Raw genomic sequence first — 24,082 nt, forward strand, 5'->3', positions numbered from 1 at the left:
GCCTTATGAGTGACTCTGTATTCCGGAAAAAATCGGTTGTAAAAGCCATCGCCGATGTGGGCGAGGGGCATGCGTCACACATGAACAAGGTGCTGGGCGTCCGCGATCTGACTTCGTTTGGAATCGCGGCCATCATTGGTGCTGGTATTTTCAGCACCATCGGGCGGGCCAGTGTCAATGGCGGGCCGGCGGTTTCGCTGCTGTTCGTCTTTACGGCTATTGCCTGTGTTTTTACGGCCCTCAGTTACGCCCAGTTTGCCTCCACCGTGCCGGTCAGCGGCAGTGCGTACACCTACGCGTACGTGTCGTTTGGGGAGATTTTCGCCTGGATCATTGGCTGGGCGCTCATTCTGGAATATGCCGTCAGCAACATGGTCGTGGCCATTTCGTGGTCCGAATATTTCACGTCGATGCTCGAAGGGTTCGGGGTCCATTTTCCATCGTACTGGGCCACGGATTACGGCTCGGCGGCCAAAGCCTACGCGCTCGTGCAGGCCAGTGCTGCCCCCGCCAGTCTGCCCGAAAATACGCGGGAACTCGCGCAGGCTTTTCAGGATGCTCCGGCACTCGGAAGTTTGAAATTCATTGCCGATTTGCCCGCTGGTTTTGTCACGGTTTTGATCACGGCTCTGGTTTACGTCGGCATCAAGGAATCCCGGGCCGCCAGTAATCTGCTGGTGGTTCTGAAACTGGCCGTCATCGGTCTGGTCATTGCCGCTGGTGCCTTTTACGTAAAACCGGCGAACTGGTCACCTTTTGCACCCAATGGGGTTGCGGGGGTGTTGAGCGGAGTGGCTTCGGTATTTTTTGCCTTCATTGGTTTCGATTCCATTTCGACCACGGCGGAAGAGTGCAAAAATCCGCAGCGTGATTTACCCCGTGCGATGATCTACTGTTTAATTATCTGTACGGTTCTGTACGTGTTGATTACGCTGGTATTGACCGGTATGGTGAATTATAAAGAACTGGGCGTCGATGATCCGCTGGCGTATGTGTTTCAGAAAGTGGGGCTCGACGCGATTGCGGGGGTGATTTCGGTTAGTGCCGTTGTTGCCATCACCAGCGCCTTGCTGGTGTATCAACTGGGCCAGCCCCGCATCTGGATGACCATGAGCCGCGATGGTTTGCTGTGGCCGCGTTTCTCGAAAATTCATCCGCGCTACCGGACGCCCTCGTTCGCCACCATCGTAACCGGTTTTCTGGTCGCCATTCCGTCGCTGTTTCTGGATATGCAGTTTTTCATCGACCTCACGAGCGTCGGGACCTTCTTCGCCTTTATCCTGGTCTGCGCCGGTATTCTGTTTCTGGACGCCAAAGACCTTTCCAAGCATTCGAAATTCAAAGTGCCTTACATCAACGGCAAATACATCATCGGCCTAGCGCTGGTTGTGGCGATGTTTCTGGTTTTGCGCGCGGGTGGTCTGCTGAGCGGGATTCAGGAAAAACCGTTGCTGGCGTTTTTCTGGTTTACCTGGGCGCTGCTTGCCGTACTCTCGTTTCGGTATAATTTTTCCCTTCTCCCGGTTTTGGGCATCTTGACCAACCTCTATTTGATGACCGAACTGGGCATCAGCAACTGGGCCATTTTCGTAGTCTGGCTGGTCATCGGTCTGGTCATTTACTTTTCGTACGGTTACCGTAAAAGCAAACTGGCTGTCGAAGCCGCTTCGTAACGGGCGGTTTTAAACTTTGAATAGAAAAATAATGCAATAATTTATGAATTGATTGTACAGGCAATAAAATTTAATATTATCTTGTGACCCGGAAATCGTTGCGGTCTGTTAATGGTTTAGGCGGTTTCCAATTGAAATTAATCATTACATCTCGCAATAATGCAGAAAGCCTATAGGGTCTCCTTATGGGCTTTTTTATAGCAGTGAACGGGGCCATTATGCCAAAAGGGGTACCACGCTATTTTCCGTGGTACCCCTTTTGGCATAAGCAACACTGAACGTTAGTCGCTCCGGCGACCGCCCATCAGCAGACTGGCGTAATACAGCAGTGTGGCCAGTGAACCGAGTGCGGCTACCACGTAGGTCATAGCCGCCCACCAGAGGGCATCTTTGGCAAAACCGTATTCCCGTTGGTTAACGATGTTCCGGCTTTGCACCCAGGCCAGAGCCCGGCGGCTGGCGTCGAACTCGACGGGCAGCGTGACAAAACTGAACAGCGTCGTCACGGCAAACAGAGCCACGCCAACCGCCAGCGGAATGATGGTGGTGTTGATCAGTAAAATACCAATCAGGATGATCCATTGCAGATAACTCGACGAAACCGTCAGGAACGGCACCATCGCCGAACGGAATTTAAGCGGACCGTAGGCCGTCGCGTGTTGCACGGCGTGACCGCATTCGTGGGCAGCCACAGCCGCAGCCGATACGCTTCGCCCGTAATAGACGTCGGCGCTCAGGTTGACGGTTTTGTCCTGCGGGTTATAGTGGTCGGTCAGCATTCCTTCCACCGAGAGGACGCGAACGTCGAAAATGTTGTTTTCGTGGAGCATCCGCTCGGCAATCTCCTTGCCGCTCAGACCGTTGCTCAGTCCGATTTGCGAATACTCGTTAAACTTGCTCCGCAGACGCCAGCTGATACCGGCACTCAGGAGAGCGAAAATGATGAAAATAATCCAGATTCCAGGCATAATTCAACAAAGACCGGGGTCGCCGGTACGATTAAGAGTACATGGTTAAACGGTAGTGTGGATCACTATACTAACCTAACAAATATCACTAAAAAAACAGTTCATTGTTCATCCAGTCGGGCAACCGTTGATCCCGGTTTTGGGAAAATCATCCTTCCGGGTAAGCGTTGCGGATTTTTCCAATCAGCGCCGTGGTTGAATAACCCGCCACGAGCGGAATGGTTTGCACCTGGCCGCCATTTTCAAGCACAAAATCGGCACCCACAATGGCACTGACGGTGTAGTCGTCGCCTTTGACCAGCACATCCGGTTTCAACGCCTGAATCAAGTCAAGCGGTGTGGACTCACCGAAAAGAACGACCGCATCGACAAACGCCAGTGAAGCCATCAGCCGGGCACGGGCGTATTCGTTGACAACGGGGCGCAGTGGCCCTTTGATGCAACTGACGGACGCATCGGTATTTAATCCCAGAATCAGTTTGTCGCCGAATTGACGGGCTTTTTCCAGGTAATCGACATGACCCAGGTGCAAAATATCGAAACAGCCATTCGTGAAAACCAGCCGCTGACCCTCAGCGTGCCACTGTTCGGCTAAGGCAACGGCCTGATCCCGGCTGAGGATTTTGGATTCGGTCATATTACTTTAAATGGTTGAAGGATGGTTATGATGGTTGAATGGTTTTTGTGGTTAAGATGGTTATAATGGTTGAATGGCTTGTTTTTAAACAACCATTTTTAACCATAAAAACCATCTATCCATCCTTTATTTTATCACGACTCCGCCCCGACTACCTGTTGCGGATTTCGGCCTTTCAGCATCACAATCAGGAAGCTCAGTGCGCCCAGCACCACGACGTAGAACCACTGTGTAAACAGCATCAGCGTGGCCAGCGTGGCCCCGTCCTGGTTACTGATCCCGTAAAGCGCCAATGCGGCCCCAACCAGAATGTTGAACGTTCCGGCACCGCCCTGAACGGGAGCGGCCATTCCCAACGCACCCATGATCAGAATCGTCAGCCCCGCGCGCCAGCCCAGATCGGCGGTTTGGGGCATGGCCGAAAACAGCACGAACGACATGAAATAGTACATTGTCCAGATCAACACCGTGTGAAAAATGAATGCCCAGGGGTTTTTCAACTTGCGGACACTCAGCAAGCCTTCGAGCAGGCCGACCACGAACTTTTCAACGCGCTGGTAGAAAGGTTTCTGGCGGAGCACTTCCTTATAGCGGGTGTAGAAAAACCAGATCATCACCGCAAACCCGAGCAGACAGCCAGCCAGAATGACCAGCAACCAGGTGTTGTCGCGCACACCGGCCATGTTGAACTTGGATGCGAAAAAGTCCATCAGGAAGGTGCTGAGCCGGTTGAATTCGATCAGAAAGGTGGCACCGAGGAGGAAAAACAGTACTACGACGTCGATAATCCGCTCGGCCACAACGGTGCCGAAACTGACGTTGACGGGAACACCTTCCAGCCGGTTGAGCGTCCCGCAGCGGGTGACTTCGCCCATGCGCGGAACCACCAGATTGGCAAAATAACCGGTCAGAACGCCCAGGGTCGTGTTGACAATCGCGGGCCGATAGCCCACCACCGGTTCCAGCAGCAGACCCCATCGATAAGCCCGGCTCCAGTGGGCCACCACCGTCAGCACACCCGACACCGCAATCCAGGTGTAGTCGGCTTTGCTGAACGCGTCGAACATGGCCGCCCGGTCGATGTCCTTGAATACGTACCAGAGCAATCCGGCGGCAATGCTGAGCGAAATGCCGTATTTTAAAATGTTTTTCAAGGGCTAAATGGTTTTTATGGTTGTGCTGGCTGGATGGTTACGTATGGTTGAATGGGTAAAATTAGAGTGAGCCATTCAACCATACGTAACCATCCAGCCAGCACAACCATTCAAATTTAAACTAATCGGTTATTGTTGTCGGGAAAAACCACCAGCGGTTTGTAGGATTTGGCTTCATCGGTGGTCATCATGCCGTAGGCAATGATGATGATGATGTCGCCGACCTGCGCGCGCCGGGCGGCTGCCCCGTTGAGGCAAATAATGCCGGAACCGCGTTCTCCCTTGATCACGTAGGTGACCAAACGTTCGCCATTGTTGTTGTTGACAATATGCACCTGCTCATTTTCAAGCAATCCGGCCGCATCCATCAGATCCTCGTCGATGGTAATGCTGCCGACATAATTCAGTTCAGCCTGCGTTACCCGGACCCGGTGGATCTTGGATTTCATTACGGTAATAAACATAGTTGTAGTGACTGCCCGGTTCAAACGGACGATCAAAAGTAGTGAAAAACCGTCCACCCGAAGCAGTTACCGCAAAAACAGCCCGCGAAAAGAGTTAGTTCAGCCGCCGGTTTGTCACAGGATCAGGTTGTCGATCAGCCGGGTTTTTCCCAGATGTGCGGCAATGCACAAGGCCGTTGCGCCCGGTGCCTGGAGTTGTTCAACGGGCTGGAGCGTGTCGGCATTGGCAATCTCGAAATACTCCAGCCGGAAAGCGGGATGGTTTTGTAAATAGCCTTCTACGGCGGTTTTGGCGGTTTCGAGCGTCCCGTCGTTGCGCAAAATGTCCTGCGCCTGGGTCAATGCCTGGAAGAGAACGGGGGCTTCCTGCCGTTCGGCGGGCGACAGGTTGCGGTTACGCGACGACATCGCCAGGCCGTCGTCTTCCCGCACGATGGGCATCCGCACCAGTTCCAGTTGAAAACCCAGATCGCGGATCAGCCGTTTCACCACCGCCACCTGTTGCAGGTCTTTCTGACCGAAATACGCCCGGCTGGGCTGGATGATGTTGAACAGTTTGGAAACCACAATGCCGACGCCGTTGAAATGCCCCGGCCGGAAGGCCCCTTCCAGCACGGTTTCGAGTTCGCCAAAATTCAGTTTCATCAGGGGATTGGTCGGGTATATTTCGTCTACTGACGGCGCAAAAACCAGATCACAACCGGCTTCTTCCAGCAGTTGACAGTCGGCTTCGAGCGTGTGCGGATACCGGGCGAGGTCGTCGGCGTTGTTGAACTGCGTCGGATTGACGAAGATGCTGCAAACCGTGAGGTCATTCTGGGCTTTACAGGCGTCGACCAGGGTCATATGTCCTGCATGCAGCGCGCCCATCGTGGGGACTAGTCCGATGGAGTGACCGTTCCGGCGTTGAGAATCAAGTGCTTGCCGTATACCGGCGATGGTTTCGTAGAGTTGCATAGTGACTTTTTAAGAAATTGAGTTGGTCAGCCGCCGGATTCGGCCGAAGCGGGAATTCGGCGACGAGCGGTTTATGTTGACAAAACAGGAGTTTTTCTGGCGGAATTCTATTGAAATACCAGAAAAAATTGTATAATTTTGCAGATTTTTAATTTGTTCCGCTACGGCGGTGTATTTCACTAAAGCCCCCCAATCGTGTTATGAGCAAACTTCGGATTCTCTACGTTGCCAGTGAAATCAACCCTTTCCTCCAGACTTCAGCGGTAGCCGATTTTGTTCGGAAACTGCCGCAGGCGATGCAGGAACGCGGCATGGAAATTCGCATCCTGGTGCCACGTTTCGGGCTGATCAACGAGCGAAAGAACCGGCTACACGAGGTGGTCCGTTTATCGGGTATCAATATTACGGTGGGCGATGAAGAAAAGCCGCTGATTATCAAGGTGGCCTCCATTCCCAATGCCAAGCTTCAGGTGTATTTTATTGACAATGAAGACTATTTCCAGCGTAAACACGTTTTTCTTGACAAGGATGACCGATTCTACGAAGACAACGACGAGCGGACTATTTTCTTCTGCAAAGGCGTTCTGGAGACCGTGAAGAAATTAGGCTGGTCACCCGACATCGTCCACTGCAATGACTGGATGACGGCCCTGATTCCGCTGTATCTGAAAACAACCTACAAAAACGACCCCATGTTTAAGGATACCAAGTCGGTATTCTCGGTCTACAACAACTCGTTTTCGTACCGTTTCGACGATGGTCTGGTTGAAAAAGCCAAGGCCATGGATGTGGATGAAGACATGTTGAAATATCTAAAATCGGCTGATTATGACGGTTTTATCCGGATGGGATGTACCTATGCCGATGTGGTTGTAAAAGCCGACGAAGATTATAGCGAGAGTTTAAATACTATTTTGAATGATTTGTCCGACAAGAAATTTGAACTCGCCGAAGAAGGCCAGGAAGTTGCTGATCAATACTACAACCTTTATACGGAACTGGCGGGCTAACCGGGGCCGCCAAGCCGTTAGCACGGTACAACTCAGTCTGATGGCCGGAATGCTCGCGCTGGTGTCGGCGTTGGTGGCCTGCGAAGAGCCGAAAGACATTGGTCTGGCACCACCCACGGCCATTGGCGTGCTGTATACCGACACACTGACCGTCAAAACGTCCACCATTCTGCTCGACTCGGTCGTCACCGACCGCAACAGCCGGTTGCTGGTGGGGCAATATACCGACCCGGTTTTTGGCAAAGTCGTTGCCAAAACGTTCGGGCAGTTGTATGTCGAAGGCGGCAGTTTCAAAACCGAAGGTGAAATCGTCTACGATTCCCTGCGCGTACTGGTCGGTTATTCGTATGTATACGGCGATACGACCCGGGCGCAGGAGATTATGGTTCACCGGCTGACGGAGGATCTGGATTCGACCAAACGGTACACCAATGCGTCGTCAGTCGCGTATGCCGCCGAACCGCTGGCCAAAATCAAGCTGACACCAACCGCCGTCGGAGGAGCCGGTTATGCCCGTCTGCCTGATGCACTGGGTCGTGAGTTGCTGGAGCTTTCCAAAGGTTCCGGCATCGTTCAGACCGATTTCCGGAAAGTGTTCAAAGGCATTGCCGTGGTTCCGGGTGCTACCAACACGACGGTTTTCGGGTTTTCCAACAACATGTTTATCGAGTTGTATTACCACAAATCGGCGGATACAACCAAAGTACTGAGCATCGACTTTTTCACGACGGCGGGTTTGCCCTCCTTCAGTCAGGTCAAGGTTGATCGTTCGGGAACGAAACTGGCGGGCTTGAGCCTCACGAAATCGCTGACAGGAGCCGATACGGGTGGTGAAATGTTTGTTCAAAGTGCCGCCGGTGTGACAACGAAAGTGAATTTTCCGACCATTGAGAACCTGAAAAAAGAAAGTGGACGGATTGCCATCAACCGGGCTGAACTGAGCTTTTTCGTGAAAGGAAGCAGCCCCGGTGGTCCCGTTCCTTCGGTTATGACGCTGGCCCAGACCGATGCCAACAACCGACTTTTGTACACGCCGGAAGTCAGTACCGGCACCCGGTTGCTACACTTGCTCCAGACCCAGTCGGGCACGTTTCAGACGGCCAATAAATGGTATTATCCGCAAATTGTCGGCTACAGCAGCCGTCAAAAGACTTACACGTTTGACGTTACGACGTATTTGCAGGCCATTCTGGTGGGTTTTCAGGCCAACAACGGTTTAGCGTTGTTACCGGCCACCAACACCTCATTGGTTACGACCAGTCAAACGACGGGAGCGCCGAGTTTTCTGGCTCAACCTTACCTCAACAACCAGTTAAACGGAGCCATCTTAAACGCACCGATGAATGCTAAACTGGTGGTGTTTTATACGTACACGCCGTAAACGTAGACGAAAAAAACAGAGCCAGCTTCTTTCAGGAGCTGGCTTTTTTGTTTCTGTACTTTCCGGTTATAAATCGCGTTAATCAGCGGTTTTATGGGTATCTTTCCCAGAAAGAAGGGCGGTTTTGTCAACAATTTAGGAATGGAAGATCACTTTCTTAAATATTTTAAAAAGTAGTTTGTACAACACCATTTAAATTTTAAAGCCTATGTGTGGAATTGTCGCCTACGTCGGTCATCGCGATGCGGCTCCGTTGGTTCTGAAAGGTTTGAAACGACTGGAATACCGGGGATATGACAGTGCTGGAATCGCCCTGCTCGACGTTGAATCGCCCGGATCGTCGGGATTGAAGGTATACAAGAAAAAAGGAAAAGTGGTTGATCTGGAGCACGAACTGGCGGGCAAGGCGTTGCATGCCAAAATCGGGATCGGACACACCCGCTGGGCCACCCACGGGGCACCGAACGACGTGAATGCCCACCCGCACGAGTCGCACGACCGGAAGCTGGCGATTATCCACAACGGGATTATTGAAAATTACGCGACAATCAGGCAAAACCTGATTCGGAAAGGCCACATTTTTCGCTCCGAAACGGATTCGGAAGTGCTGATTCAGTTCATTGAAGACATTCGGAAAGAAACCGGTTCGTCGCTGGAGGAAGCCGTCCGGCAGGCCTTGCTGGAAGTGGTAGGGGCCTACGCCATCGTCATCATTTCGGAAGAGGACCCAACGCAACTCATTGCCGCCCGGAAAGGCAGTCCGCTGGTGATTGGAGTAGGGGAGAGCGAGTATTTTTTTGCGTCGGATGCCACGCCGATCATTGAATACACCAAAGATGTCATCTACCTGAACGATCTCGAAATTGCTGTCGTTCGCGCCGGGGAACTGAAGGTGATCAACCTCGACAACACGCAGACGACGCCGTACATTCAGAAGGTGGAAATGGAACTGGAAGCCATCGAAAAAGGCGGTTTTGAGCATTTCATGCTGAAAGAGATCTTCGAGCAGCCCCGTTCCATTGCCGACAGCATGCGCGGTCGGGTGCGGGCCGACGACGGGCATCTGCAACTCGGCGGTTTGCGCGATTACCTGGATCAACTGGCGGCTTCGAAGCGAATTGTGATTGTCGGCTGCGGAACGTCCTGGCATGCCGGACTGGTGGCTGAGTATATTTTTGAAGAACTGGCCCGCATTCCGGTCGAGGTGGAATACGCGTCGGAGTTTCGCTACCGCAACCCGATCATCGCCGAACGGGATATTGTGATTGCGATTTCGCAGTCGGGCGAGACGGCGGATACGCTGGCGGCCATCGAACTGGCGAAGTCGAAAGGAGCGACCATTTTTGGCGTTTGCAACGTGGTAGGGTCGTCCATTGCACGGGCTACGCACGCGGGGGCCTACACCCACGCCGGACCGGAAATCGGGGTGGCCAGCACGAAGGCGTTCACGGCCCAGGTAACGGTTTTGACGCTTATGGCCATTGCTGCGGCTCAAAAGAAAGGCACGATTTCGGAAACGCTTTTCCGCCAGTTGCTGGCCGAACTGGAGCGCATTCCCGCGCTGGTCGACAAGGTGCTGCAAAACGCTGAGAAGGTGAAGGAAATCGCGTATATTTTCACGTATGCCAAGAATTTCATTTACCTGGGTCGGGGGCTGAATTTCCCCGTGGCACTGGAAGGGGCGCTAAAACTGAAAGAAATCTCGTACATCCACGCCGAAGGTTATCCGGCCGCCGAAATGAAACACGGCCCGATTGCGCTCATCGACGAGGACATGCCGGTGGTGGTGATTGCGACCAAGGACAGTTCCTACGAGAAAGTCGTCTCGAACATTCAGGAAGTGAAAGCCCGCAAGGGCCGCGTGATTGCCGTGGTAACCGAGGGCGATACGCAAATTCGGGAGATGGTCGATTTTGTCATCGAAATTCCGAACGTTCACGACATCCTGATGCCGCTGGTTTCGGTGATCCCGTTGCAACTGCTGTCGTATTACATCGCCGTGATGCGGGGCCGCAACGTCGACCAGCCGCGCAATCTGGCGAAGTCGGTGACGGTGGAGTAACAAAAACACGAAAAAGCAGGGTCCGATACGGTTTTCAAAACCGTATCGGACTTTTTTATTTACCATTCGATGAATTTGATTGCTAACTTGCAGCCCGATTTGCATAAAATCCCCCAATTCGTATGTCAACGAAAAAAATCATATTCTCCCCCGATGCACCCGCGCCCATTGGTCCTTACAACCAGGCGGTTATGGTGAACGAAACGCTCTATGTTTCCGGCCAGATTGCCCTCGATGTCGCTTCGTCCGGTGATATCCAGGCCGAAACCCGCAAGGTGATGGAAAACATCGGTGCGATTTTGAAGGTAGCCGAACTCACGTTCGAGAACGTCGTGAAGGCCACCATCTTTGTCAAGGACCTCAACAACTTCGGGGCCATCAACGAGGTATACGGCAGCTTTTTTACGACCGATCCACCCGCCCGTGAGACGGTGGAAGTGGCGCGTTTGCCAAAAGATGTCAATGTAGAAATATCCGTCATTGCAGTTAAATAAGTACCATAACTATTTCGCAGACGGGGCCGCCCGTGCGGTTAAGCGGAGGAAAAAAGAGGTTAGCAGAGTTTGACTACCGACTTTTGCCGACCCATCTGGTGAAAAAGTCTTTCTAAAAATGCCTGAATCAACTGAAATACGCGTTCGTTTTGCGCCCAGCCCAACCGGGCCGCTTCACATTGGGGGTGTGCGAACTGCCCTGTATAATTACCTGTTTGCCCGCAAACATGGCGGCAAAATGCTGCTCCGCATCGAGGACACGGACCAAAACCGCTTTGTCCCCGGTGCCGAAGAATACATTGTCGAAGCCCTGAAATGGGTCGGTATTGAAATTGATGAAGGATTAACCGCTGGTGGTCCTCATGCGCCCTATCGCCAGTCGGAGCGCAAAGCCATTTACCGTGAATACGCCGAACGACTCGTGTCGGAAGGCAAAGCCTATTATGCCTTCGACACATCCGAAGAACTGGATGCGATGCGCAAACGGATGGAAGAAGCCAACGCCCCGGCGGCTCAGTACAATTCCATCACGCGGCTTCAGATGAAAAACTCCCTGACGCTCAAACCGGAGGAAGTCACCGCCTTGATGGAATCGGGCAGTCCGTACGTGATCCGGCTGAAAGTGCCGCGCAAGGAAGATGTTCGACTGAACGACCTGATTCGGGGCTGGGTGGTGGTGCATTCGTCGCAGATCGATGACAAAGTATTGCTGAAATCGGATGGCATGCCGACCTATCACCTCGCCAACATCGTAGACGATCATTTAATGGGCATTACGCACGTCATTCGGGGCGAAGAGTGGTTGCCGTCGGCTCCGCTGCACGTGCTGTTGTACCGGTTTTTAGGCTGGGAAAGTACGATGCCGCAGTTTGCCCACCTGCCGCTTTTGCTGAAGCCCGACGGCAATGGCAAACTCAGTAAGCGGGACGCCGATCTGGGCGGTTTTCCGGTTTTCCCGCTTGAGTGGAAAGATCCGTTTTCCGATACTGTCGCCCGTGGTTTCCGCGAAGACGGGTATTTGCCCGAAGCCCTGGTCAATTTTCTGGCGTTTCTGGGCTGGAATCCCGGCACGGAGCAGGAAATGTTTACGATGGACGAACTGATTCAGGCTTTCAGTCTGGAGCAGATCAACAAAGCCGGGGCGCGGTTCGATATTCAGAAAGCGAAGTGGTTCAACCACGAATATCTGCGGCAGCAACCGAACGAGGAACTGGCCGAAGCCATTGTAACTCATGCGGCCGCCGACGGGATTGACTGTACACCGGAGAAAGCGGCCAAAATAGCGGGTTTGTTGAAAGAACGCGTCAACTTTGCCCGTGAGATTTATGCCGAGTCGGCGATCTTTTTCCGGGAACCGCAGCAGTACGATCCGGCCATTGTCGCGGCCAAATGGAACGATGAAGCGGTTCGGGCTTTGACCGCATTGAAAGATGCATTAACTTCGGTTGAGGAACCGCTGACGGTTGATCTGGCGAAAACTACGCTGGCGGCTGCAACAGCCGCAGCCGGTGTTAAACAGGGCAAAATCATGCAGGCACTCCGGCTGGCCATCACCGGCGTCGGAGCCGGACCGGACCTGATGATGACGCTGGAAATTATCGGCAAACAGGACGCGATTGACCGGTTGCAGAAAGCCTTAACAGAGTTATGAATTATGAGTTAAGAGTTATGAGTTGGCTGACGCGTTCGGTCCATCTCTTCACTTTTAACTCTTCATTCTTAACTCATAACTCTTAATTCCCAAATGGCGAAGAAAGTCACGAAACCCGAAGACCAGCCGAACGAAAAACCGCGGGTTCACAAAGAACTGGAAGGTTTTGACATCAAGATCAATACGTTCGGCGAGATTACGAACAGCTACGATATTGACAAGATCAACGCGTTTCTGAACAAAACCGTCGATGATAAAAAACTCCGGAACCGGAAAGACCTGAAAGACGGTGAGAAGGGCGACGGGGAGGAGTATGAAAATGGAGAGGAGGAATAGGTACGTACAGCAGTCCAGGTACAATCCGTAATTTTTAATCTGTAATTCATAGATTTTCATGCGTTCTCACGAAATCGACTACAAGATCATCGGCGAAGACATTCAGGTCGTTGAAATTGAACTGGACCCGAACGAAACCGTCATTGCCGAAGCCGGTGCCATGTTATTCATGGAAGACGGTATTCAGTTTGAAACCAAAATGGGCGACGGCTCGCAGGCTACCCAAAGCATCATGGGCAAGCTGTTTCAGGCCGGTTCGCGGTTGCTGACGGGTGAGTCCCTGTTTATGACGCACTTCACCAACCGCGGCTACGGCAAGCGGAAAGTGGCGTTTGCGGCTCCGTATCCAGGAACGGTGATGCCGATCGATCTGGCCAAAATTTATGGCAATCAATTGATTGTTCAGAAAGACGCTTTTTTGTGTGCCGCCATGGGAACCCAGATTGCGATTCACTTCAACCAGCGGATCGGAACGGGTTTGTTCGGCGGAGAAGGGTTCATTCTCCAACGCATTCAGGGCGACGGCATGGCCTTCATTCACGCCGGGGGCGTGGTGATGGAGCGGCAGCTGAACAACGAAACGTTGCGGGTCGATACGGGCTGCGTGGTCGGTTTCGAACCTTCCATCAGCTTCGATATTCAGCGTTCCGGCGGGTTGAAGTCCATGATTTTTGGCGGAGAAGGCATTTTCCTGGCCACCTTACGCGGAACCGGAAAAGTCTGGATTCAGTCGATGCCGATCTCCAAGCTGGTGGATCGATTGTCGGCCGGGGGCGGACAGGCTAACAAAGAAGGAGGTTCGGTGTTGGGCGGTTTAGGAAAATTGTTTGAGGATTAATCGTGCCGAAACTGGCGATTTACAAAGCATTGGTATTCTTTCTGTATGCCTATGATTTGTCGGAACGAACGCACGTCATGTCTCCAATACAAAAAGTCGTAAAGGCAAATCCGCCAGGATCTGGCTGGATACGCTGGAGGTGTTCGAGCAGGGAAGTTTAACGTCTAAGGAAATTAATACGGCAGTAAAGTTGTTGGAAAAATATGGCTCTCAGATTGCAAAAAGAATTACAGAATTTGCAACAGAAGGTAAGATAAATGTTTTGCATCTATCATGAAAACGGAAGGTTTTAAGACAGAACAGCCAATCATTGATCGAATCTCGTTTCGTAAACAAGGTTATTTATCGTTGTTTTTGGAGGACGGGCGGATTTTGTATGTGCCATTGAGCCGATTCACGTCAATCGCCCGTTTGAATGGTCACCAACGAAAACAGTATCACATTGCCGATGGAACTGTCCTTATGTTTGCGGATGACGATAATGTGTATCCTATTCAGGAGTTTATAGGAACCAATACATCCCAGCCCGACCATTTAGTAAGCTACAAGGCAGTCTTGGCCGCTTAAATTTTAGAAGGAGTTAAATAGCATATCGAGATATAGAGATGGAAATCATTTGTGTAAACGAGAATTTCCCGGCTCCGGTGCTGGCTTTTTATGCGGAGTTTGGAGTCAAAACGCCCAAGGAAGATCAGATGTATACGGTTCGGATGGTGAAACGCCATACCAACGGTGAAACCGGCGTGCTGCTGGGCGAGATCCAGAATCCGGATGTGCCGGTGCGTCACCCGGTTTTGGGCGAAGTCTGGTTTGAACCGACTTTCAACATCAACCGGTTCCGAACGCTGCTCGGTCAGCCTGTGCGACAGGAAGAACTGGAAATGATCAATTCGTAACGAACCTGTAAGGTGTTTGTTCGCCCGGCACGAAAACGCCGGGCTTTTTCGTTTCCTTTCTGGTGTAACATCTCATGGCCTGTGACAAAATCAGTTTTCGTTTTTCTGGCGGTTCTGCTGGCGGCTTGCGGCAGTCGCGATGCCGACAATTATGTTCCGAAACCCAAAGGCTATAACCGCATCGATCTGCCATCGCATCAGTATCAGACGCTGAAAGAAGCCCATCCGTATACGTTCGAATATTCCAGACAGGCCCGGATTTTGCCCGATACGTTTCGGGGGGCCCAGCCCCACTGGATTTTTATCCATTACCCGGCTTTCAAAGCGAGCGTTCAGTTGACGTATCATCCGGTGTTGCACAACGAAAAGCGGCTGGCCGGCATGATTGGCGATTCCTATAAACTGGCCGCCATGCACAACGAAAAAGCCTACGCTTTTAAAGAAGAGTTGATTCAGCTTCCGGGCGGTTTAAAGGCGGATGTGCTCTCTATAACGGGTGAAGTGCCCAGCCAACTGCAGTTTTTTACGACCGATACGACCACCCATTTCCTGCGGGGAGCGGTTTATTTCAACGTTGCTACCCGCAATGATTCGCTGGCACCGGTGATCGACTACCTGCGGAAAGATGTGTTGCATTTGCTCAAAACCCTGCGGTGGAAGTCCGGAAGTTAGAACCAGATGGGCTGATCCGGCGTTAGAGAACGTATTGCAAATACTTCCGGTATTTTGTATCTTTATAGGCCTTTTCGGGTAGTAAACCCTTGACATTCACGAATTCCGGCGAATGGGTCGCCTGAGGACAATACGCTATGAGACGCACAAAATTTAATCCGAATCAATTTCAGATCGACTTTCTGGCTGCGTTTCGGCGTATGCTCGTCAGTCTGGGGGATTCACAAAGCTCGCCCGTCAACGAAACGATTTTCGTCAAACTGAGCGATCAGTGGGAAAATAACCGTCAACTCCCGGCTGACCTGCTGTTTCAGAAAAGCCCGGTTGAAGCGGTGGTTTATCGGTTGTCGAAATCCGACGACCGCTTACAATTTCCCGAAGAGGTCATCGCGGGCGATTTGCGGGGCATTCCCGGCCTGACCGGTTTTGCGGCCAAATTCCGCGAGCAGGGCTGGGTGATTCTGCCGAACGAACTGTCGGGGGCCTACAAGCAGCTTTATCTGCATATTCTGACGGCCGCCCTCGGTCTGGAGCATTTGCATACCAACCGCAACGAACTGCTGGCCGAAGCCGAGCGCGTGGCACTGGCGGCTTTATTGCCCGAAACCGAAATCCGGAGTTTCTTCGGCGTGCGGCTGTCCCGCTTCCCCGATAGCTTCCGCATGGATGTTTCCAACTATTTCAACCTGCCGTTTGAGCTTGTGCTGAAGCGGGCACACCAACTGGAAATTATTTCCGATACGGTCCTGGAAAGTGCCAAGAGCGATGCCCTTCGGCCAGCGCGCCGGACGACGGTGAAAAAAGTAGCCTGATTCTGACCGGAATCTTCGATTAAATGTGATTTTTTAAAGAATTTACGGTTTCTGAGAAAATTTTCGGTGCCATTAGTTGCAAATCGCAGCGTGGCACTCTTTTTTTGTGCAAAAAACTACAAAGTCACTAGATTATAAGGGATAGTAGTCCGTATAGTCTATCTAAGAAGGTAGTTATGTCCATTAATCCGAAACGCATGAAAAAACCAGTACCTTCTTCCCGCTTGTTACAGCGATGTTGCTGATGCCACTTGCACAAGCTTCTGGTCAGATTTCCTCCTTCCAGTAATTTCCTTCATAAGTTGAAGCCAATTGTTTGCAATATTTCCTAGTAATTCTATAGGAATGATAAATTAAAACTATCAATCACCACAATGCAACGAGTCCTAAGCGTATTTTTTTTGATTGGGATCATTCTCTCCCCTCTGTTTCTCTCCGCCCAAAATACCCCCATTGTCAATTCGACGATTTCCGGGAAAGTGATCGATTCCCGCACCAACGAACCGCTCATTGGCGCAACGGTGTCCATCAAAGGAACGACCAATGGCAGTGCAACGGACGCAAACGGTGAATTTAGCCTGATCACGGGCCAGCGGCTACCCTTCACGCTGATCGTCTCTTACGTAGGATACCTCAAAAAGGAGGTTGTCATCAACGAAAGTAAGGTTGAAATCAAGCTTGATGCGAATACGACCCAACTGGACGACGTCGTGATTTCCTCCCGTCGTCGTCAGGAGTCTGCGCAGGAAGTGCCGATTCCGATTTCCGTGATCGGGGGCGTTCGGGCGGAAGACGCCGGGGCTTTTAATGTAAACCGTCTCAAAGAACTGGTGCCTACCGTGCAATTGTATGCTTCCAATGCCCGCAATACAACGCTCAACATTCGCGGGTTGGGGTCCACCTACGGATTGACCAACGACGGCGTTGACCCGGGTGTGGGTTTTTACGTGGACGGTGTTTACTACGCACGTCCGGCGGCCACGGCCCTCGACTTCATTGACATTGAACGCGTTGAGGTGTTGCGCGGGCCCCAGGGAACGCTTTTTGGGAAAAACACAACCGCCGGGGCTTTCAACATCACCACGCGGGCGGCCAGCTTTACGCCGGGAGCCAACCTTGAACTGAGCTATGGCAATCTGGGTTTCGTTCAGGCAAAAGCGTCGCTGACCGGCGCGTTGAGCAAGAAACTGGCTACGCGGGTTTCCTTTACGGGGACGCAGCGCAACGGCACGTTTTTTAACGTGCATACGCAGTTGCCGATCAACGATATTAACAACATCGGCGTACGCGGGCAGATCCTGTATACACCGAGCGAAAATGTAAACATTACCGTGATCGGGGATATTTCGGACCAAAAACCGACGGGGTACGGATGGCCGGTGGCTGGGGTTGTGCCAACAAAAAGAGCGGCTTACCGGCAGTTCAATGCCATCATTGCTGATTTAGGCTATACCCTTCCCTACAAGAGTGCCTTTGAACGCAAACTGGATCTGGATACGCCTTCCAAAGCCGATAACCAGTTAGGGGGTGTTTCGGTCAATGCCGATATCAAAATCGGGAACGGAACGTTAACCAGTACGTCGGCCTGGCGCTACTGGAAATGGGTGCCACTGAATGACCGGGACTACATCGGACTGCCCGTCTTTACGATTTCTTCCGGCAACTCCAAACACAATCAATGGTCGCAGGAAATCCGGTATTCCGGGAAAATTTCACCCAAACTGAGTGGCGTAATTGGCGTATTCGGCCTTTGGCAGGACCTGAAATCCGATCCGGTGCAGACGGAAGAAGCCGGTTCGGCCCAATGGCGGTTTGCACAAAGCTCAACCAGCGCGCTCTGGAAAACACCCGGTTTGTTCGACAACTTTGGCATTCGCACCACCAACGAAATCAAGAGCACGAGTTTAGCGGTGTTCGGACAGGTTGACTGGGCCGTGACCGACCGGATCCACGTTTTGCCGGGTGTGCGCTACAACTACGACAAAAAGGTGGTGGATTACAGCCGCGTGACCTATGGCGGTTTGCAAACCACGGACGCTGCCCTGATCGCCTTGAAAAACGGAGTCTATACCAACCAGGCCTTCAATACAGATTATTCGCAAGGGAATTTTTCCGGACAACTCTCCCTGCAATACAAAGCCACCAGCAAGCTGAACGCTTACGCTACCTACGCCATTGGCTATAAGCCCATTGGGGTGAACGTGGGTGGTTTGCCAACGGCAAACGGACAGATTTTGATCGATCTGGCCAATGTGAAACCCGAATATGTGGATCACAAGGAGTTTGGCATCAAAACCAAACCGTCGGGCAATTCGGTGTTGAACCTAACGGTCTATCGTTCCGACATCAGAGATTACCAGACTCAGGTGCAAACGCCGGAACCGGGCGTAAACCGGGGGTATTTAGCGAATGCGGAAAAAGTACGGGTGCAGGGTGCCGAACTGGACGGGAATGTCCGCTTTACCAACCTGACCCTGAATGCTGCGGTGGCCTATACCGATGGCAAATACGTGAGCTTCGTCAATGCGCCCGTACCGTTGGAAGAAGTAGGAGGGGCGCAGGCTTTCAAGGATGTTTCGGGGGGACGGTTACCCGGCATCTCCAAATGGTCGGGCTCCGTAGGCGGTGAAGTCACCACCAAAGGAACCTTCACCGGACTCAAAGGCAATTATTTTCTGGGTGTCGATGTCTTTTACCGGTCCGAATTCTCGTCAAGTCCATCTCCTTCGCAATACCTGAACATTGACGGGTATGCGCTGACCAATGGACGGCTTGGTTTTCGGGCATCCAACGGGCTTTCGTTCTTTTTCTGGGGCAGAAACCTCTTCAATACAGACTATTACGAGCAACTCCTGGCGGCACCTGGAAGTGCCGGACAATATGCCGGGATCGTGGGCGACCAGCGCACCTACGGCGTAACGCTACGGTACTCTTATTAATTGAATGATGGATTATGAATGATGAATGTTTACCGGCGAAGCCCATTCATCGTTCATCATTCATAATCCATCATTCTATTGTGACCACTCCGTTGGTGTACGATCCCAGCGGTGGCCTTTCAGTTCTTTGATGAGTTCTGGATTCAGCGTTTTGCCGTCGCTGGTGGCCATGTTGGCTTCCACGTTGCGGAGTTTGCGCATACCGGGGATGGTGGTGGCCACGTCCGGGTTTTCCAGAATGAAGCGCAATGCCATTTCGGGGAGGGTCATGCCGGCCGGAATCAGCGGTTTTAGCGCGTCGGCATGGTCGACGCTGGAATTCAGGTTTTCCGGTACGAAATAGGTCGAACGCCAATCGTCGGCCGGGAAGGTGGATTCCTTCGTCAATGTGCCGGTCAGGGTTCCTTCATCAAACGGCACGCGCGCAATGACGCCGATGTTTAGTTCGCGGCAAAGCGGAAACAGGTTGTCTTCGGGAGCCTGATCGAAAATGTTGTAGATCACCTGCACGGCGTCGATGAGGTTGGTGCGTAAGGTGTTGAGGCAATTGTCCGGTTCCCAGCGGTTTACCGAAATCCCCCAGGCCTGTACTTTGCCCTGTTGCGTCAGTTTTGTGACGGCTTCTTTCCACTCATCCTGCTCGGCCCAGCCATCTTCCCAGACGTGGAACTGCTGCAAATCAATGGTTTCGACGCCCAGATTTTTCAGGCTTTTTTCGGTGTATTCAACGATGTAGTCGGCTGGAAAAACATCCTTGAGGGCGAAATCGGGTTTGGAAGGCCACTGGCGGTTTTTGGGTGGAATTTTGGTCGCCACATACAACCGTTTGTCACTGAATCGTTTGAGCAAATCGCCCAGAATCCGCTCGCTCAGCCCTTCGCCATACCCCCAGGCGGTATCGAAGAAATTACAACCCAGCTCAACGGAACGGTCGAGCGCCTGATCCACTTCCTGCCGTTCGGAACCCGTCCAGCCGGCCAGTCCCCACATGCCGTAGCCAATTTCACTCACCTGCCAGCCGGTTCGGCCAAAAGTACGGTACTTCATAGTATAGTTAAGAGTGATGAGTTAAGAATTAAGAGTTGAAGGTGAAAGGCCAGATTGTCAATGTCGCTACTTTTGCACCGCAAGTTTTAACTCTTAATTCTTAACTCCTAGCTCTTCACTAAATAATGTTGATTCGCATCGTTCGAATGACCTTTCAGGAAACGAAAACCGCCGATTTTCTGGCGATTTTCGAGGCATCAAAACAGAAAATCCGCACGTTTCCCGGCTGCCTTCACCTCGAATTGCTCCGTGACCTCAATCAGCCTACGGTTTACGTGACCTACAGCCAGTGGGAAACCCCCGAAGCCCTGGAACATTACCGCCGTTCAGCGCTGTTTAAATCTACCTGGGCGGCCACGAAACAATTGTTTGCCAACCGTGCAACGGCATTCTCGGTGGAGAAAATAGACGAAGTAAGGGATTGATGAAATGAGGGGCAGAAATGTGCCTTTTCAGGTTTGATATGGTATTTTGCTAAGAATTTCGTAGTTTTAAAAACGCTATTTTTCAAACCCCATGAATGCTTTTCGCGCCGATCGTTTTCGTAAACTGCTGGTCGGCTGGCTTGGGGTGTTCATGGCGTATACCGGCGTTCTGGCTCAGGAAACCACCACAACAATCACCGGGCGGGTGACCGAATCACAAACCGGCCAGCCCCTGCCGTTTGCCAATGTCTACCTCAACAACACCACGCAAGGCACCACAACCGACGAAAAAGGCCGGTTCCGACTCCCCAACGTACCACTCGGCACCATCGAACTCGTAGCTTCCTATCTGGGCTATCAGCCCGCCCGGCAGTCGGTTCGGCTTGAGAACAGCCAGCCCCGCATCATCAATCTGGTGTTAAAAAGTACGGGATTCACCCTCGCCGATGTTACGGTGAAGGCCAAAAGGGACAAAACCTGGGAGCGGCATTACCGGGAATTTGAACGGGAACTGCTCGGAAAAACGCCTTTTCGGAGCCAGTGCGAAATCATGAATCCGGACGTGCTTCAGTTCACCTACCAGAAAAGCATCCTGAAAGCAACGGCCCGTGAACCGCTGGTGATCGAAAACCGGGCGTTTGGCTACCGCATTCAGTATGATATGCAGTATTTTGAAGTGGAGACGAACGGGGCGATGTATTTTGCCGGAGCCACCCGGTTTGAAGAACTGAAACCGAAAGACACCCGTCAGGCCGACCGCTGGCGAAACAACCGGCAACGCGCCTACCTCGGCTCCACCCGCCACCTGATGGCCAGTCTGGTGGCCGGAACCTACGAAAAAGAAGGCTTTCTGGTGTATCAGGTGAACCCCGGCTACCCCGAACGAACGGGCGGTGTAAGTTTGTTTCAGGACATTAACCGCCATTTGCTGCCGGTCGTCACCGACTCGCTGATTAAACCGGGGCGGTTGTCGTTTGAGCGCAAACTGGTTACGGCGACTCCGCTCAAAGTCTTTTATAACCGGATTTTCTCGGCGTATTCCCCTTACCGGGATGCGCCGTATGCCTATACCGAGTTCCGGTTTCCACAGGGCATGAGCGAGATCACCGTCGATGGCCGGGTGACGCTCCCGCTGGGCATGCTGGCGATGGGGTATCTGGGCAACGACCGGTTTTCGTTGCTGTTGCCTGCCAACTGGGAACCAAGTGCGGCTTCCAGCCAACCGGATTCTGTGATGGCGTCGCCGATCGAAGGCCAGATTCTGGCGGCCGACTACCGGCTCGATTCGATGCTGCGCCACTGGAAACTGGCGCATCCGTATCAGGCGCCATCGGCCTTTGTCCACATCGACAAACCGTTTTATCTGACCGGCGACCGGATCTGGCTCAGTGCGTACGTCATGGAGCCGGTCACCGCGCAACTGATGTTTGGCGAGGGTGCCCTGCACGCCGATCTGCTGACACCGGGTGGGAAGGTGGTGCAACACCAGTGGCTTCGCATCAACGACGGCCGGGCAACGGGCGATTTCCGGCTTTCGGATACGCTGGCGACCGGCATGTATCGGCTGCGGGCCTATACGGACGAAGATTATGCCGCCACCCGTCCGGCTTTTGAACGAAGCATAACGGTCTACAATGTATTGAACGGCCCCGGCCAACGATCCGTCGGGGTTGAGGAGGAACTGGACGTTCAGTTTTTGCCGGAAGGAGGGCGCTGGGTGGCAAATCTGCCGACGCGGATGGGGTTTAAGGCCGTTGGGCAGGATGGTCGCGGAAAAACCTTGTCGGGCCGGATTCTGGACGATCAGGGGCGGGAAGTGACCCGGTTTGTCAGTAACCGCTTTGGTATGGGAAGCGTGCTGCTCGATCCGAAAGCCGACCAGACTTACCAGGCTGAAATCCAGCACAACGGCAAAAGCCTGCGGGTTGCCTTGCCGAAGGTGGAACCGGAAGGGTTTATATTGATGGCCGATATGGTCAGCGATACCGCTAATCTGAGCATTCGCATCCTGGCCAACGTGCCACAACCTGATCCGGTTATTTACCTGACCTTCCAAAGCTACGGGCAGTTGGTGCAACGGACCAAAATGAAGTTGCAGGACGGGAAAGCCCGGTTGACCTTGCCGATGGCCGTTTTTCCGCCCGGACTCTGTCAGGTAACGCTGTATGATGCCTATGGTCAGCCCCGCGCGGAGCGAATGCTCTTTATTTCGGAACAGATTCCGCCGGTTGAGATCTCGGTGACGGCGGATAAACCCCGCTACACCCCCCGGGAGCGTGTCATTCTGAATCTCAAAGTGAACGCTCAGCCGGAAATGTCGATGGTGGCCACGCTGTCGGCGGCTGTAACCGATGCCGATCAGGTTCCGGACGACTCCCTGGCTGCGGACATTCGAACCCATCTGTTGCTGACGGGCGATTTACGCGGACGCATCGAACAACCTGGTTTTTTCTTCAAAGACACGACGGCGACCACCCGCCGGGCGCTCGATGATCTGCTGTTGACGCAGGGCTGGCGACGCATCGGGCTGCGCAAACCGGAGTCGCCGTCGGATACGCTGGGCGGGATTGTGTTCAGTGGCCGGGTGGTGGACGAAAAACGCAACCCGATTCCGTTTGCGGAGTTGCTCGTGGCGGCTCCCGGTTCATCGCAAGCCATTCCGCACTCCATTGGCACCAACCGCTACGGGCGGTTTCGGATGGCGGGTCTGGGCATCACGGATACCTTGCAACTGCTGGTTCAGGTGATGAATACCCAGTTTAAATCCATCAAGGCAACCGTTGAAACGGATACAGCCGGGAGCGTCTGGTCGTTACGAAAAGTGGTGGCCGAGCCGTCGCCGGACTGGCGACGGTTTCAACAGCAACTCGACGTGGCGCGGCTGCGTCAGGAATCTGATCCGGGATTGTACCGGGATAAACAGGCTAAAGTGCTGAAAGAAGTAACCATCAAAGGCTATCGACCGCCCGAGCGACCCGAATCGGTTGAGCGAATGAGTCTGCATGGTACGCCCGACGCGGTGATTCTGTTCGATGAACGATCTCCGCAATTTTCGAATGTGTACGAAATGATTCGGGGCCGAGTGCCGGGCGTTGAGGTGAAGCAGACGATGAACGGTTATACCGTTAATATTCGGAATGCCATTTCGTTTGGTGTTGGTAATTCGATGCAACTACAGTCGCCTTTGTTTATTTTTGACGGATCTTATCTGGCCGACGCGAGTGCGTTGTCGAGCCTGAACCCGAATGATATTGAGCGCATCGAAGTATTGAAAAACGCGGCTACATCGGCCATTTACGGTGCGCGTGGGGGCAATGGGGTGATTGCGTTTTATTCGAAGCGCGGGTCTTCCAAAGCAAAAAAAACGGAGCCCAGCGTCGGACTTAATCAGTTGTCACTCATCGGTTTTCCGGCCCAGCGGGAGTTCTACGTTCCGCGGTATGAAGACACGCCGGGGGCGGTTCTGGCCGAACAGAATGCCCCCATCGACCGCCGGGATGTGTTGTACTGGAAACCGGTGGTTCAAACCGATTCCAAAGGAACGTCGAATCTGGCGTTCCCGCTGTCGGACGTCGTTCGCACCATCCGCGTTGTGGTGCAGGGCATTACGACCGATGGCCGGCCTGTGGTGGGTGTCGCAAAGCTGAAAGTGCAGTAAACCGTCAA

At 52.7% G+C, this 24,082-nt stretch carries 21 protein-coding genes; 15 read left to right on the plus strand and 6 right to left on the minus strand.

All coding sequences use genetic code 11. The features are described from left to right. Positions 1-5: 5 nt before the first annotated feature. Positions 6-1,673, plus strand: coding sequence for an amino acid permease (locus tag FH871_RS29710; protein ID WP_138994985.1), 1,668 nt, complete (start codon positions 6-8; stop codon positions 1,671-1,673). A gap of 281 nt (positions 1,674-1,954) precedes the next feature. Here the strand turns inward: FH871_RS29710 and FH871_RS29715 are convergent, their stop codons facing one another. The 5 genes from FH871_RS29715 to panC all read right to left on the minus strand — a co-directional run bounded on the left by FH871_RS29715 (position 1,955) and on the right by panC (position 5,853). Continuing rightward, a complete protein-coding gene (locus FH871_RS29715; protein ID WP_171062995.1) occupies positions 1,955-2,641 on the minus strand; it encodes a zinc metallopeptidase in 687 nt (228 codons plus the stop codon). A 148-nt stretch (positions 2,642-2,789) separates the two neighbouring features. After that, positions 2,790-3,278 (minus strand): D-glycero-beta-D-manno-heptose 1-phosphate adenylyltransferase, encoded by a 489-nt coding sequence (gene rfaE2, locus FH871_RS29720; RefSeq protein WP_138994986.1) that lies wholly within the window; start codon positions 3,276-3,278, stop codon positions 2,790-2,792. Positions 3,279-3,412: 134 nt separating this feature from the next. After that, on the minus strand, positions 3,413-4,432 hold the full coding sequence (locus FH871_RS29725) for a lysylphosphatidylglycerol synthase transmembrane domain-containing protein (RefSeq protein ID WP_138994987.1): 1,020 nt from the start codon (positions 4,430-4,432) through the stop codon (positions 3,413-3,415). Between the two features lie 116 nt (positions 4,433-4,548). Further along, positions 4,549-4,896 carry an aspartate 1-decarboxylase gene (panD, locus tag FH871_RS29730; RefSeq protein ID WP_138994988.1) on the minus strand — a complete coding sequence of 116 codons (348 nt, stop codon included), beginning with the start codon at positions 4,894-4,896 and terminating at the stop codon, positions 4,549-4,551. A gap of 114 nt (positions 4,897-5,010) precedes the next feature. Further along, a complete protein-coding gene (panC, locus tag FH871_RS29735; RefSeq protein WP_138994989.1) occupies positions 5,011-5,853 on the minus strand; it encodes a pantoate--beta-alanine ligase in 843 nt (280 codons plus the stop codon). Between the two features lie 200 nt (positions 5,854-6,053). On the opposite strand from panC, the gene FH871_RS29740 reads away from it, so the two are divergent. The 12 genes from FH871_RS29740 to FH871_RS29795 all read left to right on the plus strand — a co-directional run bounded on the left by FH871_RS29740 (position 6,054) and on the right by FH871_RS29795 (position 18,944). Further along, complete coding sequence (locus tag FH871_RS29740; RefSeq protein ID WP_114406819.1) at positions 6,054-6,863, plus strand: glycogen/starch synthase; 810 nt, start codon at positions 6,054-6,056, stop codon at positions 6,861-6,863. A gap of 40 nt (positions 6,864-6,903) precedes the next feature. Next, positions 6,904-8,244: a DUF4270 family protein gene (locus tag FH871_RS29745; protein WP_171062996.1), complete on the plus strand. Its 1,341-nt coding sequence runs from the start codon at positions 6,904-6,906 to the stop codon at positions 8,242-8,244. Positions 8,245-8,452: 208 nt separating this feature from the next. Further along, positions 8,453-10,306, plus strand: a complete 1,854-nt coding sequence (gene glmS / locus FH871_RS29750; RefSeq protein ID WP_138994991.1) for a glutamine--fructose-6-phosphate transaminase (isomerizing) — start codon at positions 8,453-8,455, stop codon at positions 10,304-10,306. Positions 10,307-10,428: 122 nt separating this feature from the next. After that, on the plus strand, positions 10,429-10,800 hold the full coding sequence (locus tag FH871_RS29755; protein ID WP_138994992.1) for a Rid family detoxifying hydrolase: 372 nt from the start codon (positions 10,429-10,431) through the stop codon (positions 10,798-10,800). A gap of 118 nt (positions 10,801-10,918) precedes the next feature. Then, positions 10,919-12,451: a glutamate--tRNA ligase gene (gene gltX / locus FH871_RS29760; RefSeq protein ID WP_138994993.1), complete on the plus strand. Its 1,533-nt coding sequence runs from the start codon at positions 10,919-10,921 to the stop codon at positions 12,449-12,451. A 93-nt stretch (positions 12,452-12,544) separates the two neighbouring features. Continuing rightward, complete coding sequence (locus FH871_RS29765) at positions 12,545-12,787, plus strand: hypothetical protein (protein WP_138994994.1); 243 nt, start codon at positions 12,545-12,547, stop codon at positions 12,785-12,787. Between the two features lie 58 nt (positions 12,788-12,845). Further along, positions 12,846-13,625: a TIGR00266 family protein gene (locus FH871_RS29770; protein WP_114406827.1), complete on the plus strand. Its 780-nt coding sequence runs from the start codon at positions 12,846-12,848 to the stop codon at positions 13,623-13,625. Positions 13,626-13,898: 273 nt separating this feature from the next. Beyond that, a complete protein-coding gene (locus tag FH871_RS29775) occupies positions 13,899-14,192 on the plus strand; it encodes a hypothetical protein (protein WP_138994995.1) in 294 nt (97 codons plus the stop codon). 38 nt (positions 14,193-14,230) lie between these two features. Next, entirely contained in the window at positions 14,231-14,521 is a 291-nt protein-coding gene (locus FH871_RS29780; protein WP_114406830.1) for a hypothetical protein, read from the plus strand. Positions 14,522-14,602: 81 nt separating this feature from the next. Beyond that, positions 14,603-15,193 carry a gliding motility lipoprotein GldD gene (gene gldD / locus FH871_RS29785; protein ID WP_138994996.1) on the plus strand — a complete coding sequence of 197 codons (591 nt, stop codon included), beginning with the start codon at positions 14,603-14,605 and terminating at the stop codon, positions 15,191-15,193. A gap of 137 nt (positions 15,194-15,330) precedes the next feature. Further along, positions 15,331-16,005 (plus strand): hypothetical protein, encoded by a 675-nt coding sequence (locus FH871_RS29790; protein WP_138994997.1) that lies wholly within the window; start codon positions 15,331-15,333, stop codon positions 16,003-16,005. Between the two features lie 374 nt (positions 16,006-16,379). Next, on the plus strand, positions 16,380-18,944 hold the full coding sequence (locus FH871_RS29795) for a TonB-dependent receptor (RefSeq protein ID WP_138994998.1): 2,565 nt from the start codon (positions 16,380-16,382) through the stop codon (positions 18,942-18,944). Between the two features lie 75 nt (positions 18,945-19,019). Here FH871_RS29795 and FH871_RS29800 read toward each other — a convergent pair whose 3' ends face one another. After that, positions 19,020-19,991, minus strand: a complete 972-nt coding sequence (locus FH871_RS29800; protein ID WP_138994999.1) for an aldo/keto reductase — start codon at positions 19,989-19,991, stop codon at positions 19,020-19,022. Positions 19,992-20,116: 125 nt separating this feature from the next. On the opposite strand from FH871_RS29800, the gene FH871_RS29805 reads away from it, so the two are divergent. Then, positions 20,117-20,416 carry a putative quinol monooxygenase gene (locus FH871_RS29805; RefSeq protein WP_138995000.1) on the plus strand — a complete coding sequence of 100 codons (300 nt, stop codon included), beginning with the start codon at positions 20,117-20,119 and terminating at the stop codon, positions 20,414-20,416. Between the two features lie 91 nt (positions 20,417-20,507). Continuing rightward, complete coding sequence (locus tag FH871_RS29810; protein ID WP_138995001.1) at positions 20,508-24,074, plus strand: carboxypeptidase-like regulatory domain-containing protein; 3,567 nt, start codon at positions 20,508-20,510, stop codon at positions 24,072-24,074. Positions 24,075-24,082 lie beyond the last annotated feature (8 nt).

It is taken from the genome of Larkinella sp. C7 (assembly GCF_006149005.1).
Classification (GTDB): domain Bacteria; phylum Bacteroidota; class Bacteroidia; order Cytophagales; family Spirosomataceae; genus Larkinella.